Raw genomic sequence first — 17125 nt, 5'->3', positions numbered from 1 at the left:
CATTCTACCTGTCATAACAACTGTCGTGACAAAAAGCACCCCATCGCAGCCCTGGAGAAAGCAGCACCCCATGCTGCACCGTTCAACAAGAGGAGACAAAAAAATGAGGCGTAATTTCCTGAAGTCCGCAGCCGCCGCCGGTATCGGCCTGGCCGGCACCAGCGCATTCGCGCAGCAACCCGCAGCAGCCCCCGCTGCAGCGGGCGGCCTGCGCGGCAACCCCAGCGACGTCTACGTGATGAACGTGATGGTCTCGGGCGTGGAATACTGGTTTCCGGTCTACGAAATGATGAAGCAGTTGGGCCGCACGCTGGGCGTGCGCACCCGCTACACCGGCACGCCGGAGTACGACGTGAACAAGCAGCTGGCGTCGTTCGAGCAGGAGCTGGCCCGCAAGCCCGCCGGCATCCTGCTGCACCCCATGAACCCCGACCCGTTCATCGAACCCATCAACCGCGCCGCGGCGATGGGGATCCCGGTGGTCACCTTCGCAGCCGACTCGCCCAACTCCAAGCGCACCTCCTTCATCACCTCGGACAACGAGCGCGAAGGCGCGCAGGCGGCCGATGCGATCGCGGCATCCCTGAACGGCAAGGGCGAGTTCGCCGTGCTGGAGAACCCCGGCCAGGACAACCACGACCGCCGCATCGCCGCCTTCATCAACCGAATGAAGACCAAGCACCCCGGCATGAAGCTGGTAGGCCGCGCCGCGAGCAACCAGGATCCCAACAAGGCCTACCAGGCCGTGCAGAGCCTGGCGCAGGCCAACCCCAACCTGGGCGCCCTGTTCATGCCCGAGGCCAACTCGGCCCTGGGAGCGGCCCAGGCCAAGGTGGAGACCAAGAAGAACATCAAGGTGATGTGCTGCGACGTGAACGCCAAGATCCTGGACATGATCAAGTCCGGCGATGTGTTCGGCGCCATCAACCCCAACCAGGGCATGCAGGGCTACATGGGCATGATGATGCTGTTCCTGGCCAAGAACCCCGGCCTCATCGACCCGATGAACGACGCCAAGCGCAACGGCACCAACCCCATGGCCGTGCCCTTCCTGGACAACGGCCTGGCCGTGGTCAGCAAGGCCAACGCCGACGACTTCTACTGGGACAAGTACCTCGCCCGCCGCGGCACCAAGGGCATCAGCGAGTGAGCACCACCACCATGGGCGCTCCCCTGCTCGCGCTGCGTGGCATCTGCAAGCGCTTCGGCGCTTCGCATGCGCTCTCGGGCGTGGACTTCTCGCTGCAGTCGGGCGAGATCCACGCCCTGTGCGGCGAGAACGGCGCGGGCAAGTCCACGCTGATGAACATCATCGATGGCATCCACCAGCCGGATGCGGGCGAGATCCTGCTCGACGGCCGCGTGGTGACCATCGATGGTCCGGCCCAGGCCATGCGCCTGGGTATCGGCCTGGTGCACCAGGAAATCGCCCTGTGCGCCGACGCCACCGTGGCCGAGAACATCTTCATGCCCGAGATCAATGCCGGCCGGCAGGCATGGATGGACTACGCCGGCCTGAACGCGCGCGCCGCCCGGGTGCTCCAGCGGCTGGGCCAGGACATCGACCCCGCGGCCTGCGTGGGGGACCTGCCCATCTCGAGCCAGCAGCTGATCGAGATCGCCAAGGCGCTCACGCTCGACTGCAAGGTGCTGATCCTCGACGAGCCGACCGCCGCCCTCACCGACAACGAGTCGGCCGCCCTCTTTCGGGTGCTGCACGACCTCAAGGACCAGGGCATAGCCATCATCTACATCAGCCACCGCATGGCCGAGATCTTTGCGCACTGCACGCGCGTGACGGTGCTGCGCGATGGCCGCAACGTGCATTCGGGGCTGCTGGCCGAGCTTGATGCCGACGGCCTGGTGCGCCGCATGGTCGGGCGCGACCTGGGCAACTACTACCCGCCCAAGCAGCAGGACGCAGACCGCGGCGAGCATGTGCTCGAAGTGGGCGACCTGGCCGACGGCGAGCGCGTGCACGGCGTCTCGTTCACCGTGCAGCGCGGCGAGATCCTGGGCATCGCCGGGCTCATGGGCGCCGGGCGCAGCGAGCTGGCGCAGACCTTGTGCGGCCTGCGCCCCGCCACCAGCGGCAGCGTATGCCTCAACGGCAAGCAGCTCTCCATCCGCAAATACAGCGACGCGCTGCGCGAAGGCATTGCCTACCTCAGCGAGGACCGCAAGGCCGCAGGCGTCTACCTGGACCTGCCGATCGCGCAGAACATCGCCTCCATGGCGCTGGTGCGGGTGAGCTCGCGCTTCGGCCTGCTGCAGCGTGCGACCGAGCACCGGCTGGCGCAGGAGCTGGGCGCGCGCCTGAAGCTCAAGTCCGACGGCGTGCAGATCGAGGTGGCCAGCCTTTCGGGCGGCAACCAGCAGAAGGTGGCCATCGCCAAGCTGCTGGCGACCAACCCCGCGGTGCTGCTGATGGATGAGCCCACGCGCGGCGTGGACGTGGGCGCCAAGTCGGAGATCCACCACATCCTGCGCGACCTGGCCTGCCAGGGCGTGGGCGTGGTGGTGATCTCTTCGGAGCTGCCCGAGATCATCGGGCTCTGCGACCGGGCCCTCGTCATCCGCGACGGCCGTGTCGCGGGCGAGGTGCAAGGCGAGGACATGACGGAAGAGGCCCTGCTGCGGCTGGCCTCGGGACTGGAACGACAACAAGAGGAGATGGCATGAATCACCCCGCACAACTGGATGCCGGCAGCGTGGCCGGCCTGCAGCCCCTGCGCGAGAAACCCCAGGGAGGGCCCGGCAAGCCGGGCGGAACCAGGCTGACCAGCATGCGCGAGATGGGCCTTCTGGTCATCATCCTGGTGCTGTGCATCGGCATGAGTTTCGCCTCGCCCTACTTCCTGACCTGGGACAACATCCGCGCCATGCTGCTGTCGTTTTCCATCGAGGGCATCGTGGTCGTGGGCATGACCATCCTGCTCATCGTGGGCGGCATCGATCTGTCGGTGGGCTCGGTGGTGTGCTTTGCGATGGTGGTCACGGGCAAGCTGTTCCTGATGGGGTTCGACCCCTGGACGGCCGGGCTCATCGCGATCGCCGCCAGCGCGCTCATCGGCGCCATGATCGGCGGCTGCGTGGTGCGCATCGGGCTCAACCACTTCATCGCCTCGCTGGCCTTCATGGTCATCGTGCGTGGCCTGTGCCTGGCGCTCACCCAGGGCACGCCGCAGTCGCTGTTCTCGCTGCCGGCCTCGTTCAAGTTCATCGGCCAGGGCACGCTGTTCGGTATTCCGGCGGTGATCCTGATCTTCCTTTTCATCGTGGTGGTCAGCGACTTCGTGCTGCGCCGCGCCAGCCTGCTGCGCCGCGTGTTCTACACCGGCAGCAACGAGAAGGCGGCGCTGTACTCGGGCATCCGCGTGGGCCACGTGAAGTTCTGGGTCACGGTGCTGTGCGCGGCCTCGGCCGGCCTGGCCGGGGTGATCTACACCGCGCGCTTCGGTGCGGCCACGCCGACCTTCGGCGTGGGCATGGAGCTCAACGTGATCGCCGCCGCCGTGATCGGCGGCGCCAGCTTGAAGGGCGGTTCGGGCACGGTGCTCGGCGCCGTGCTGGGCCTGGCCCTGCTATCGGTGGTGACCAGCTCGCTGATCCTGCTGGACGTATCGCCCTACTGGCAGGACGTGATCAAGGGCCTGATCCTGCTGGCCGCCGTGACCATCGACCACCTCATGAACACCCGAAAGACCAAGCGATGAATGCCGTGATGATGAACGCAGCGATGAAGACCACCACCCTGGGCACCTCGGGCATTCAGTGCTCGGCCATTGGCCTGGGCACCTGGGCCATGGGCGGCTGGATGTGGGGTGGGCAGGACAGCGCCGCCGCCACCGAGGCCATCCACGCCTCGCTCGACGCCGGGGTGACGCTGATCGACACCGCGCCAGCCTATGGCCTGGGGGCCTCCGAGCAGCTCGTCGGCGCCGCACTCAAGGGCCGCCGCCACGAGGCGGTGATCGCCACCAAGTGCGGCCTGGTCTGGCATACGCAGCAGGGCACGCACTTCTTCGACGAGGATGGCCACCCCGTGCACCGGCACCTGGGCCGCGCATCGATCTTCCACGAGGCCGAGGAGAGCCTGAAACGCCTGCAGACCGACTACATCGACCTGTACATCACCCACTGGCAGGACAGCACCACGCCAGTCGAAGAGACCATGGACGCCCTGCTCGACCTCAAGAAGCAGGGCAGGATCCGCGCCATCGGCGTGAGCAACGTGGATGCGCCGACCCTGGCCGAGTACCTGCGCCATGGCCCCGTGGATGCCGCGCAGGAGCGCTACAGCCTGATCGACCGCGAGATCGAGCAGACCCTGCTGCCGCTGTGCGGCCGCAACAATGTCGCCATCCTGGGCTATTCCTCGCTGGCACTGGGCCTGCTGGCCGGCCCCATCGACCCGGCGCGCCAGTTCACGGGCGATGACCAGCGCGCCAGCAATCCGCGCTTCAGCGCGGCCAACCGCGCCCGGCTCAAGGCCTTCTTCGACGAGCTGGAGCCCCTGCGCCGACAGTTCGGCTGTTCCTTCGGCCAGTTGATGATTGCCTGGACGCTGGCCAATGGCAGCGTGTCGGTGGCGCTGTGCGGCGCGCGCACGCGGGCGCAGGCCACCGAGAACGCGACTGCAGGCGCGCTGGAGCTGCCCGAGGAGGCCGTACAGCGCATCGACGATGCCGCAAGCGCCCATCTGAAGGCCCTGGCCTGACCCGTATCCATCCCACAACCCAAGGACTTCTTCGTATGTCGAAAGACAAGACCGCACGCCTGAACCGCCTGCTCACCAACGGCCGCTGCCTGGACATCGCGCTCGACCATGGCGTATGCAATGAGCCGAGCTTCCTCAACGGCCTGGAAGACATGCCCCAGGTGATGGACAAGCTCGTGGCCGCCGCGCCCGATGCCATCCAGCTCAACTACGGCCAGGCCGACCTGCTGCAGGACCGCCCGGGCCACAACAAGCCGGCGCTGGTGATGCGCATCGACATGGGCAACCCCTACAACGCCACCGCCCACCGCGTGATGTGGGCCCTGCTGCAGAACGAGCACGACCCGGTGCTGCCGGCTGTGCAGCGCGATGCGGCCTGCGTGGTGGTCAACCTGTTCATGCTGCCCAATGAACCCGACCTGTTCCGCCAGTGCGTGCAGAACATCGCGCGCGTGCGCGCCGACTGCGACCGCTACGGCATGCCGCTGATGATCGAGCCACTGGTGATGCGCCCGCACAGCGAGCAAGGCGGCTACATGGTCGATGGCGACGCCGAGAAAATCGTCACCCTGGTGCGCCTGGCGCGCGAGATGGGTGCCGACATCGTCAAGGCCGACCCGACCACCGACCCCGCCGAATTCCACCGCGTGGTGCAGGCCGCGCGCTGCCCGGTGCTGGTGCGCGGCGGCGGCCGCGAGGACCTGCAACAGGTGTTCGCACGCTCGCGCGTGCTGCTGGACCAGGGTGCCGTGGGCATGGTCTACGGCCGCAACGTGTACCAGCACGCGAAACCATCGGCCGTGGTCGATGCGCTGATGGCCATGATCCACCGCGGCGCCAGCGCGGCCGCCGCCTGGGACATCTACAGCACGGGAACGCACGCATCCTGACGCAGCGAAAGCACCACGCGCAGGAGGCTGCGCGCTGAAGAGCACAGAAAAGAAAAACAGAGAGGGAGCCCAGGAGAAAGAGCCCTGCGGCCGGTGGGGGTGATGCCACCGGCCGGCGTGCCTGCGCGCGCCTTCGAAAGGCTGTCGGAAAGATCGAGGAAGAAGGTTCACCAAGAACCACACACAGGAGACGACGATGAAAATCCGGTATTACCTGATGGCACTGCTGTTGCCGTTCGCCACCTTGCTCACGCATGCGGCGATCACGGGGGTCAACCCCATGACCACCCTCACCACCATGGCGGCTGCGGTCACACAGGCCGCCGAGGTTCCGCTGCCGCTGCAGGGGCCGGGCCTGGGCAATCTCACCTACACCTCGACCGAGCTGTTCAAGCCGGTCTCCATGATCACCCGCGCCTCGGGCGACGTGCCGGCCACCTACCCCGGCCGCAAGGACTACGGGCTGAACGTGGGCATCATGCTCAACGGCTATTTCCTGACCTCCTTCGCACCCGACAGCGGCCTAGGCCCCGGCGGATTTTTGCTCTACGACGTGTCCAACCCGCGCGCCATCGTGCTCGTCAAGAAGATCTACGAGCCCGAGGGCCGTACAAAGGAGTTCCGCGAGGCGCACGCCTTCGGCACGGCCAAGATCAATGGCCGCCAGTACGTGGTGGTGCCCAGCATCAAGGGCATCGAGTTCTGGGACTTCACCGACATCAACAACATCCAGCAGGTCAAGAAGCTGGCGCTGCCCACCGTCAATGGCGGCGACTACGCCAACGTGGCCTGGCAGCTGTGGTGGCAGGCCCCTTACGTCTACGTGGCCTCGGCCAACGACGGCGTCTACATCGTCGATGCCAGCGACCCGGCCAACGCCGTGATCGCAAATCGCGGTGCGGGCAAACCCAACCCCGTTCCCACCGGCGAGCTCGGGGGCTTTCGCGTCGGGCCCATCTTCACCATGGGCAACCACATGGTGCTGACCTCGATGGACAACACCGATGGTTTTGCCAGCCTGGACATCTCCGACCCGCTCAACCCCAAGGTGCTGGACAACGTGGGCTCCAACCCCAACTACTACGCCACCTGCTTCGACGGCAAGAATCTGCATGCTTCGGCGCGCGGTGGCGGCGCCAAGATGTACAGCTACGACCTGTCCGACCGCACGCGGTTCGTGGTGGAGGACAACCGCCTGGTCATCGACGAGCAGCTGTACTGCGGCATGCAGGACCACTACGTGTTCCAGGGCGCGCAGTTCAAGGTGCACAAGGTGGACGTGAGCAACCCACTCAACCATGTCGAGGTGGGCCAGGGCAGCCTGTTCGCCACCAACGACCCCGAGTACTCGCACTCCGACCACGGCCAGGTGGCGCCCATGGGCAACCTGCTGTTCATCGGCAACGACCACGGCTCGGGCAGCGGCTTCATCGTGCACCAGACAACACGCGACACCACACCGCCTGCGGTCAAGCAAACATCGCCCACCCAAGGCGCCAAGCAGCAGGCGCTGACCTCGCGCATCGGCGTAGGTCTGACGGACAGCATCCTGCCCGAGAGCGTGAACGCGAGCACCTTCATCGTGCGCCCTGTCAATGGCAACACTCTGCAAGGTACCTACAGCGTGCAACTGGGCATCATCAATTTCCACCCCGCGCAACCCCTGGCAGCAGGCACCACCTATGAAATCCTGCTCCCCGCAGGCGGCGTGAAAGACTATGCAGGCAATGCCATCGCCAGTCAGTACCGTTCCGTGTTCCACACCGGCAACGCCACCGACATCAGCCTGATGAACCACTGGCCTCTGACCAGCGGGCTTGCCGATGAGATCAGCGCCAACAATGGCACGGCCTCGGCAGCCGACCAGTTCGGCAGCATCGGCCTGAATTTTGCGCAGCGCACCGGCGGCGTGCAGCTCAAGAACGATGGTGTGGCCACCGCCCTGGGTGGCACAGCCTCGCTGGCGTTCTACATGAAGACCACGCAGAACGGTTCGGCCACCGCCTGGACTGCGCCCGGCATCTTCGGGCGCGACCAGTCCGGCGGCGCGGACGACGTGTTCTGGGGCTGGATCGACAACACCGGCCGCATGAACCTCTCGGTGGGCAACGCGGCGGGCAACAACCCCGGCACCCGCTCCACTGCTGCGGTGAACGATGGCAACTGGCACCACGTGGTGATGACGCGCGACGCGGCCTCAGGCGCACAGACGCTGTACATCGACGGCGCCAAGACCAGCTCGACAGGCCTCACCGGCACCAAGGGCCTGTCCAACAAGTTCGCGCTGCTCGGGCAGATCCAGGGCAACGCCGACTTCTTCCGCGGAAGCCTGGCCGATGTGCGCATCTACGGGCGTGTTCTCAGCGATGCCGATGTCGCGCAGCTGCGCTCGCAGGCCATCATAGGCGATGCGGGCGTGAGCGGCGGGCCGCAGCTGGTGAACGGGCAGATGAACTTCGCCCCCACCCGGCTGGGCGGTGGCACGGGCGTCACCTACCGCTGGAACTTCGGCAACGGCACGCAGACCGCCTTCTCGTCCCAGGCCAACACCACCTACAGCTACAACCGCCCCGGCCACTACACCGTGACCCTGACGGTGCGCGACGCAGCGGGCCTGGAGACCTTCTACACCTACAACGTGACGGTGACCTTCCCGACCACGGCCACGGCACCCACGCATTCAAGCAACATCGTCGGCGACGCCAACAGCATCTACACGGTGAACCCGGACAGCGGCACGGTCGCGGCCATCGACGCCACGGCCCTGACCAAGCGCTGGGAAACCCGCGTGGGCGACGAGCCCAAGACCTTGGCACGCGGGCCGGACGGCCGCCTCTGGGTCACCGTGCAGGGCGAGGACAAGCTCGTAGCCTTGAACCCAACCGATGGCAGCATCTCCGCAACCATTGCACTGGCCTACGGCAGCGGCCCTTATGGCGTGGCGTTCACCCCCAACGGCAGCAAGGGACTGCTCTCGCTGGAAAGCAAATCTACCCTGCTCACCTTCGATCCGGCCAACGGCAGCATCACGGGAACACTGGCGCTCGAAGGCGACCTGCGCGGCATTGCAGTGGCGGCAGACTCTCAAACTGCCTACATCACACGCTTCAAGTCGACGATGACGGGCGGCCAGTTGCACAAGGTGAATCTCAATGGCATGCAACTGCTGTCCACCATCGCTCTGCCTGTGGACACGACTACAGTGGACACCGAGAACAGCGCGCGCGGCGTGGCCAACTACCTGAGCCAGGTGGTGATCTCGCCCGATGGCTCGCGCGCAGTGCTGCCGGGCAAGAAGGACAACATTGTGCGCGGGCGCTTCCGCGACGGCAACGACCTGCTGCACGACCAGACGGTGCGCTCCATCCTCTCGCAGGTGGATCTGACCCAGGCCACGCACCTGCTGCCAGAGCAGATCGACTTCGACGACCGGGCCCCCGCGCGCGCCGCCCTCTTCTCCCCGGCGGGTGACTACCTGTTCGTCGCGCAGATGGAGGGTAACAACATCGCCATCGTCGATGCCTACACCCGCGCTGTGCGCGGCGAGATAAAGGCCAGCAGCGCGCCGCACGGTTTGTACCTGGACGCCACACGCAAGCGATTGTTCGTGAACAACTTCCTCGCGCGCTCGGTCACCGTGCACGATGTGGCTGACGTGCTGGCCTCGCGCAGCGCGGCAGCCGTGTTCCTGCAGAACATCGCCACGGTGGCGCAGGAGCCTATGGCAGCGGCCGCTCTGCGCGGCAAGCTGATGTTTTACAACGCCGCAGACCGGCGCATGAGCAAGGACAACTACATGTCTTGCGCGAGCTGCCACGCCGACGGTGGCGACGACGGCATGGTCTGGGATTTCACCCAACGCGGCGAGGGCCTGCGCCGCACCATAAGCCTGCAAGGCCGGCGCGGCACCGGCCACGGCAAGCTGCACTGGAGCGCCAACTTCGACGAGGTGCAGGACTTCGAGAACGACATGCGCAGCGCCTTCGGCGGCACCGGCTTCTTGAGCGACGCGGACTTTTCCGCGACCAGCGACCCACTGGGCACACCCAAGGCCGGCCGCAATGCGCAGCTTGATGACCTGGCCGCCTACCTGGCATCGCTCAACAAGTACCTGCGCAGCCCGGCGCGCGCCGCCGATGGCAGCCTCACGGTGGAGGCTGCGCGCGGGCAGACCCTGTTCGCAAACGCCAACTGCGCCAGTTGCCATGCGGGCGGGACTTTCCAGGATGGACTTCGGCACGATGTGGGCAGCATCCAGCCCTCGTCAGGCAAAGGGGCGAACCAGCCACTGGCCGGTGTGGGCTTTGACACGCCCACCCTGCTGGGCAGCTGGACGGCCAAGTCCTACCTCCACAACGGGCAGAAGGCCAGCGTGCTGGATGTGATCACCGATGGGCACGGCAACGCCGCCGGCTTGCCCGCCGCCGACCAGCAGGCACTGGCTGCCTACGTGCGTTCGCTGGACGCCACGGCCGAGTACACCACCCGCCTGCGCTCCAACCACAGCAACCTGTGCGTCAACATCCGTGGGGCCTCGGCCAATGCTGGTGCAGTGGCCATCCAATGGCCCTGCGGCACGGCCAACAACGAAACCTTCACGGTGCGCAGCGGGGCAGGCGGCTATGTGCAGTTGGTGGCGCGGCACAGCAACCTGTGTCTGGCGCAGGACAGCGCCGCAGCGAGCGGCGCCAGCGTGGTGCAGCTGGCCTGCAGCGCGGGCAACACGGCTCAGTGGTCGCTAGTGAGCTCTACTCTACGCAACCGCGCCTCAGGCGCTTGCCTGGACGTGCCCAACAGTGCGACGGCGCAGGACACTCCCCTTCTGACCTGGACCTGCAACGGCGGCAACAACCAGAACTGGGTTCAATTGCCCTAACCAATCATTGCGCCAGGGACCATGCAACAGCTGTGGAGAGGCAAATAGCAACGCTGCGTGGAACCCGGGCGCTCGCGACGGGCTGTTTTCAGCATCTTGATCGTGAGAATCAACTCTGTACCCTGAAAATCAAAACAGCAAAGATGCCGAGTTCTGGTGCGTATGGTTTCCAAATGGCAAAGGTTGCTTGGGAGTTGGGGAGTTGCTTCAGGCGGATGGTGACCGACGTGATTCAGGTCTGGCTGGGTGTGTTGAATCACCCGACACAGGGGCTGGAGCAGGCGGAACCCATTTTTAGGAGGGCGCTACGGCCCCTGTTTAGAAGCGACTTTCACGCACATCGCGAAACACAGGATGGACCCAACGATCGTTTTGCAGCGGGTGCAGTCGCTCATATCCGCTAGCCGAACTAGCGCTATCTGAGACCAAGCGGTCATCGGGTTCGGACGCCGCGCGCTTGTTCGGTCGGTCGCTTAACAAGACGCTGCACCCATTGTGCACAAAGTCTCCGGGCCCTCGCCGCGGGCGTTCCTGAGTGATCCGTTCCGAGCTGTTGCAATCACTATGTGTTCTTGTTGGTCTTAGTCACAATGGTCTTCTTCGCACGGCCTTTCTTGGTGGCTGCCCGGAAATCTTCCGGCGTCGTCGCATCAATTCCGATGACGCGCAGGTAGCGCGTTCGGTCCTTGGCCTCGAGTTGCTGCGCCTTATCCGTCAGGATCGCCAGGACCTGCTGGAAGTTCAGCTTCTTATTCGTGGCCGGGTCAGTCCACTCGCGCCCCTTGGTCTGCAAGACCAGCACCAGGAAGCCAGTGGTCGCCTTTCGGTGGCGCATGTACTGGCCAACCAGCTGCTTCTCCAACGCGACCAGGTAGTCGGCCAGCGTCCAGCGCTCCGACATCTTCAGTTCGATGGAGGCTCGCCAATCGTCCTTGCTGCACAGGATGTCTCGGCGCTTCGCCTCGGCGGTGTGGGATTCGACGGTCACGGAGTACCGCGCGCGAGCATGATGGTTCAGCTCGCTGGCTAGGAGCTTCTGGAAGTGCGCTTCCAGCGCCATGCCCGCCTTCTCGCCTTCCTCTCCCTTCTTGTTGACTCGCGTGAAGTCGAGCTCACTAAAGAAGCTGCGCAGGCTGTGCTCACCGCGTTCGACGTCGTACTTGACGGCTCGAAGGTCTGCATCCACGGCCATCGCGAACGAGGTCGTACCGGTGACATCCCCACGGAAGTTCTCCTCGAACTTCGGGTAGTTCACCTGCGCCAGGGGCTCCCGAGCGAGCTGCCTCTCACGAAGTTCGAACTGCGTCTTCTTGATGTACTCGATAGTGAAGTCGCCGGCGGGAAGAACCTGCCGGATGCGCTCCAGCGCGCTGTACGCCGCTTGCGACGTAGCAGCGGCGATTCCGCTGATGATTACGCCGCGGAATCGCTCTGCGTTGTCCCGAGCGCCCGGGCTGTAGGAAACGCCCTCCGGCCTGTCCACGTCGTCCTTCGGGTCGACCGCCCACCTCGTCCACAGGTAAAGGTCTTCAAGCGCCAAGATGCCGTGGTCGCTCTCCATGGCAATTCGCCCAGCGATGCCCTCGCGGTCACGACCGAACGCAGCGGCAAGGTCAAAGATGAACGTTTTGACGGCCATCGGGTCCAACGGCCCCCAGGCGTTCACGGCATTGCGCCACCGCAATGGACTTTGAATGAACCAGCGGGTGGCCCAGGTCAGCGCATGTTCGCGCTGCGCCCGCAGGGCCTCATCCACTGGATCAGCCAGGGGCGAACAGTAGGCCGCCTTCATCTTCTGAAGCGCCAGGCGCTCAAAGTCATCTCGCGGGACCTTGCCTGGCACCGACAGCGCCGCCTTGAGCAACCGATTCACCACGTAGTCGCGCGATGGATTCACGCTTGCCAGGTGGGTCCATGCAAGGCCGGCGAGCGCCTCTTGGACCTGTGGAGGTGCGTCAGGAATGGATGCCAGCAGGTCCTCGGCATGCTCCCTAGAAGTGGCGCCGTTCGCTGCCTCGCCCGCGATTGCAACCAACTCAGGAACGGAGACGGCGGGATATGCCTCGACGAGGGGCCAGAACCACTTCGGATAGCCGTTGATTTCGAGGAGCGCATATCGAAGGGCCCGGCGAACTTCCGCGTCGGTGAGGGCGGGGAGCGCCATCCCATCCGCAAGCTCAAGCTTGAGGCCCTGCAGGCCAGCTGCAGTGATGTGGAAAGTCGAGTTCGGCTCGCTCTCTTTGAAGGTCGGGGCTTTGTCGCGCCACAGGCGACTCATGCCTTGTCGGGTAGCCGCAGCAATCTTCGCGCCGGCGGCCTTCTCGAACGCCTCGAAGTCGACCTCACCGTATCTTGACGTGCGATTCGTCTGAAGCAACCACCCGGCGATCCACTCAAGCGCCAGGGTATCCGTTCCGGCAGCCAGGGCGCTCAAGCGCTCGGTGAGCTGCCGCTTCGCCTTGGCGCCGACGGTGAGCTTCTCGCTCTTCGGCTTGACCGGTTTAGGCGTCGGCTGCTGTGCGAAGGCTTGCGCGCGTTGAGCCTGCCACTCCGCGTACACGCGGGTGAGCTGCGCGTCGTTCACTTGAACTACATCCTCGGGCGTGTAGGTGGTGGGTCGGCGAAAGCCAACGACCGCCAGCAGCAGATCGTCGTCATTAAGCTGCCTCTCGAGGGTGGCCCGCAGAACTGCGAGGCGCACGGCCGCATTCGCCTCTACCGCTGACCTCAGCTCCTCGATTGCGCTGCTCTGCAGATAGCGGTCGTGGATGTCACGGGTCACGACCAGGTACAGGCGAGCGACCTTGACCGCCTGGGCGCCATCGGTCCGCACCACCAAGGCTTCGAGAACCGTGGCAACGAGGTCGACGTACTGCTGATCCTCGCGGTTGCGCTTTTGAGTCACCTCCCTCTTCACCATGCGCACAACGAGCCCGCGCGCCAGCTGATACAGCTGGTCGTCCGTTGCATCGGCCAGCATGCTTCCCTTCTCAAGGGAGTAGGAAAGCTGGAACCCGCGCGGCCCGGCCAGGAACTGGTTGTCGACCATCACGGCGACATCACGAGGCGAGAAATAGCTCCATCCCAGTTCTCGCAACAGGAGGCTGACGACGCCTTCGCGCACAGTGGTGCTCACCACCGCAGCGGCGGCGAGAGCAGCAAGATCGGCGGGCCGACGCAATGCAAGGAAGTAGCCGACGTCGCTGCTGTCAGAGAGGACGAGGTCGAACTTGGACCCGTGACGCTTGAGAAGCTTCGCCCGCAACGGCTCGATCTTGCACGCGGTAGCAATGTCGAGCAGGACGTCGCGCGCCCAGTAATTGTCCTGGTACTGGTCGTACAGGCTAGCGATGGTACCGGCCAATCGGTCTGGCCCGGCCTGCCAGAAGTTCTCAGACGTCAACCGGAACATGGTGCGGCCGATGTGGTCGCCCTTTTCCACCAAGCGCTTGATGCTCTCTGTCAAAGCGTCCTGCGCAGCCTTGGTCGGGACGGCCGGATTGCGCAGGTCACCGAAGAACGCCAACGCCTGCGGGTCTTTCTGCACGATGACCTCGCGGCAATGCGCGTTCAGCGTGGCGAGCCATCCCGCCATCGGCAAGAAGGCGCGCTGCACACCTTGCTCGCCGCTGGTCGCAGCCCAGGTGAAGTTCTCGAGGAGCCGCTCCGCCTGATCCGGCGAGTCCACCAAGCCGGCGAGCCGTTTGGCCGCGAGGAACGGCGCGAGCTCATCGGGATAGACCTTGACCTGGTGGAAGCCCGCGTCGATGAAGAGCTGGGAGTTCAAGAGGGCCTTGATGCCTGCCTCGTGAAGCATCGGAGACGCAATTAGCCGGGCTGACAAGGCCGTTTCAGGAATAGCCAGGGTCGCCTCGGGCATCTCGATGTTCACCAGCTGGCACACAACCGACGCTGAGGCCAGGCGCTGAGCCGCACCGGTCAGGACCTCCTGTGCAGGGCTGCCAGCGTCAACGAGCCGATGGTCGGCCCCACGCAGGGTGCCGATGGCGTTCACGACGCGCTCGAACACCTCGGTCAAGGATTCTGGCGGGCTGGCCACCATGTTGATGCGAGCAAGGATGTCCAGGCCGCCCGGGCTGCGGACGAAGCCCGACAAGCCGCGCTCATTGGCAATCTCGATCAGTTGCTTGGCATCCAGCGCTGGGTATCGCCCCGTGAGGTACACGGCAGCCTGGTGGTGTTCCAGATGAGCCATGGAGAACAGGCGCAGCGGCACTGGCTCCGGCGCCTCGGCTTCCACTGCTACGCTGGCCGCACCGCCAGTACCGAGACCACTCGGTCCGCCCGAGCTCCCGATAGTCTTCGGAGCCTGCTTAGAAAGCAGCTCCGAGAGCTTCTCGAAGACGCCTGCAGTGAGGACGGCCGGCCGCGTCGAAATCACCCACCGAACATGCTCGTTCGGCCAGCTCAGTTCGTCGGCAACGTCTCCGACGAGGTGGCTGATGCTCTCGTCCTTGCCGCCGGCGGCGGCCTCGTCCAACGAGTCGACAAACACCGTAATGGGGCCGACTGGCGCAGCCTTCCACACGCGATAGGCGTCGCGGTCATCGCCAGTCAATGCCTTGTCGAGACTGCCGCGATCCGCGAGTTGGCGCAGCGCGATGAACACGGCGGTCTCGCCATTCGCACGCAGTTGCGCCGCCTGCTGGCGCATTTCGGTGGTCTTCCCGAAGTTTGCTGCTGCAACGATGACGCTGCTGCGATTCTCGAGCACTTTGGCCCACGCCACCTGCTTGCCACGTAGCTGCGCAGCGATGAGTTCGTCCTGGTCGTAGCTTTCTCGCTCGACAAAACGTCGATTCAAATCGTAGTAAGCCAATTCGCCCTCCGCTGTTTGTATCTGTTTTATGCGGGAGCAGTTTAGTCACATGCAAACACTCTGAATTGCATCAGCGGCCCACGCGCATCGAGTGCTCGATTTTTCTGTGCAGCGGTCAAACTTGCCGCTGTCCATCGGTTGACCGGTGAGGAAAAAAGCGGTCGCTCGGCCTATCGGCGGCGAGTGACTCCGAGCAGCCTGATTCAGACGTTGACATGACTCGGGTAGAACCGATGCATGGCAGCCCTCTCCATGCCTGCAGCGCAATGGCCCACTGCAGAGTGCTGATACGTGCCAGTCGAGTGCGCCCAATCTCATAGTCAATTGAACGGATTGGTGGCAAGTCTGCCGGACTCAATGATCAGCCAAGCCCCTACCACCTGCCGATGGCAGTCCGAACAGCATGCGACCTAGCGCGTTTCGGTTCTGCAAGGTAGCTTTGTGGGGATCTGATGTTTGTCAGAGGAGGAGGAGCTCCTACGCCGAGCAACTCCGATTGGCACGGGGCCCTGGTCCGGTCGGTCAAGCAGATGTGGCGCGTGTGGTCACGTTGCAGTGGACTCCGTGGTCAAGTGCACCTGGTTTTTGCAGTTGGCTGTGCCGGTGCCGTTCCGGGGGTAGGCGGGCTAGTCCCAAGCTGAGCTTTCTTCATCCTCGATCAAAGCGCAGCGTGTCCTTGGAACCCCTCTTCACCACAATGCGACGAGTTCAGAAGTCAATGCACGACGTATTGGAGTTAGTGATGATCAATTTTTACAGCGAGTGTCCCGTCCACTCTCTCGCAGACTGCAACTTCAAGCTGGTGTTGACCTGTTGCCTGAAACACATCCCAAACGGCATCTGCGATGGAGTTGTGGTGCCCGACTACGAGCTCAAGAAGATGCGTGAAAGTCGGACAGGGGCTATTTTCACTTGGACGAATTTCTATACAAAGCTCTTCACCGCCCGTTCTGCACACCATTTGGACATGGTCGCTCAGCTGCATTTGCTGCTGTTGCATATACCCCCGGACGGATTCCAGACCAGCACCCGGATCCTCCTCGCCGACGACCGATGAGTTTGCATCAACAACTGACTGCATTTTGTATACCCAGCAAATGTCCCCAGAGATCGCTGTTATGGACTTTCGATGTTGTGTGCCAATTGCATCTGTGCTCTGTTCGCAACAAGTGGACGGGAAATGGTTTCTCCGGCAGGCATCGCCAGTTACGCGCCGTAGTCCAGAATAATTCCTTCTGCCGGGAAATCAGAAAAGGGCTCGAAGCTGCAGATATTTTGCTCGCGACGTCGCCCTTGTACATTCGTTTGAATTCTCAGTTTCGGTCAGCACGGGGAGGACGACTTGCCGATGCTCCTGCATTCGACTGTGCAGGCGCAGCAGGGTTGGCAGAGTTGGACGTTGAGCCGGAACTGCCCATATCAGATGAAGATGCAGGAGTCCCGGTGTTGGAGTTTCCTTGAGTACCAGTACTTCCCATGGGTGTGCTCTGAGAGCTTTGCTGGCCTGCCCCAGTGGCTGGGTTTGGATTTGCAGTAGTCGGCGGATTGCTCTGTGCGGTTGCAAGGCTGATGAGGGAAAAGGATGTAAGCACAGCAGCCGCAGCTTTTAGGGATTTCAAGGTAGACATTTGATAGCTCCTATGAAGTAGATCGCTAGCACGATTGCTAGGTACCCTCAGGCTAAAAGACTCCGAGGGTTAAAGCGTCATCCGAGCTCTGCTCGCCTTGTCGGACAGTTGCGTATGCCTGAGAGGCCGGCTATCGATTTGCCGTGTCGAGCTACTAGCGCTGCTGGAGAA

General features: G+C 64.0%; 8 protein-coding genes. 7 read left to right on the top strand and 1 reads right to left on the bottom strand.

Annotated features, from left to right (window positions below; all coding sequences use genetic code 11):
* The first annotated feature begins 103 nt into the window (after positions 1-103).
* The 6 genes from LPA35_RS07030 (at position 104) to LPA35_RS07005 (ending at position 10486) form a co-directional block, all read left to right on the top strand.
* Entirely contained in the window at positions 104-1150 is a 1047-nt protein-coding gene (locus LPA35_RS07030) for a substrate-binding domain-containing protein (RefSeq protein WP_007854385.1), read from the top strand.
* 11 nt (positions 1151-1161) lie between these two features.
* Positions 1162-2682 carry a sugar ABC transporter ATP-binding protein gene (locus LPA35_RS07025; protein WP_228896806.1) on the top strand — a complete coding sequence of 507 codons (1521 nt, stop codon included), beginning with the start codon at positions 1162-1164 and terminating at the stop codon, positions 2680-2682.
* Positions 2679-3716: an ABC transporter permease gene (locus LPA35_RS07020; RefSeq protein ID WP_007854392.1), complete on the top strand. Its 1038-nt coding sequence runs from the start codon at positions 2679-2681 to the stop codon at positions 3714-3716. Before LPA35_RS07025 ends, LPA35_RS07020 begins: the two co-directional genes overlap by 4 nt.
* A complete protein-coding gene (locus LPA35_RS07015) occupies positions 3713-4720 on the top strand; it encodes an aldo/keto reductase (RefSeq protein ID WP_228896135.1) in 1008 nt (335 codons plus the stop codon). Before LPA35_RS07020 ends, LPA35_RS07015 begins: the two co-directional genes overlap by 4 nt.
* Positions 4721-4755: 35 nt before the next feature.
* Positions 4756-5610 (top strand): class I fructose-bisphosphate aldolase, encoded by an 855-nt coding sequence (locus tag LPA35_RS07010; protein WP_228896134.1) that lies wholly within the window; start codon positions 4756-4758, stop codon positions 5608-5610.
* Positions 5611-5806: 196 nt separating this feature from the next.
* The gene (locus tag LPA35_RS07005; protein ID WP_228896133.1) at positions 5807-10486 is read left to right on the top strand and encodes a LamG-like jellyroll fold domain-containing protein; all 4680 of its coding nucleotides are present in this window, start codon (positions 5807-5809) and stop codon (positions 10484-10486) included.
* Between the two features lie 562 nt (positions 10487-11048).
* Here LPA35_RS07005 and LPA35_RS07000 read toward each other — a convergent pair.
* Complete coding sequence (locus LPA35_RS07000; protein WP_228896132.1) at positions 11049-15326, bottom strand: hypothetical protein; 4278 nt, start codon at positions 15324-15326, stop codon at positions 11049-11051.
* A gap of 718 nt (positions 15327-16044) precedes the next feature.
* On the opposite strand from LPA35_RS07000, the gene LPA35_RS06995 reads away from it, so the two are divergent.
* On the top strand, positions 16045-16383 hold the full coding sequence (locus LPA35_RS06995; RefSeq protein ID WP_057228244.1) for a hypothetical protein: 339 nt from the start codon (positions 16045-16047) through the stop codon (positions 16381-16383).
* Positions 16384-17125 lie beyond the last annotated feature (742 nt).

The organism is Acidovorax sp. Leaf73 (assembly GCF_916855635.1).
Taxonomy (GTDB): domain Bacteria; phylum Pseudomonadota; class Gammaproteobacteria; order Burkholderiales; family Burkholderiaceae_C; genus Acidovorax; species Acidovorax facilis.
The sequence above is the reverse complement of the archived record's forward strand: the minus strand, read 5'-3'. Positions and strand labels throughout refer to the sequence as shown.

What these genes read in the sequence shown, in the direction of transcription:
- LPA35_RS07030 (WP_007854385.1), top strand. Translation starts at nt 104, where the DNA reads ATGAGGCGTAATTTCCTGAAGTCCGCAGCCGCCGCCGGTATCGGCCTG.
- LPA35_RS07025 (WP_228896806.1), top strand. Translation starts at nt 1,162, where the DNA reads ATGGGCGCTCCCCTGCTCGCGCTGCGTGGCATCTGCAAGCGCTTCGGC.
- LPA35_RS07020 (WP_007854392.1), top strand. Translation starts at nt 2,679, where the DNA reads ATGAATCACCCCGCACAACTGGATGCCGGCAGCGTGGCCGGCCTGCAG.
- LPA35_RS07015 (WP_228896135.1), top strand. Translation starts at nt 3,713, where the DNA reads ATGAATGCCGTGATGATGAACGCAGCGATGAAGACCACCACCCTGGGC.
- LPA35_RS07010 (WP_228896134.1), top strand. Translation starts at nt 4,756, where the DNA reads ATGTCGAAAGACAAGACCGCACGCCTGAACCGCCTGCTCACCAACGGC.
- LPA35_RS07005 (WP_228896133.1), top strand. Translation starts at nt 5,807, where the DNA reads ATGAAAATCCGGTATTACCTGATGGCACTGCTGTTGCCGTTCGCCACC.
- LPA35_RS06995 (WP_057228244.1), top strand. Translation starts at nt 16,045, where the DNA reads ATGCACGACGTATTGGAGTTAGTGATGATCAATTTTTACAGCGAGTGT.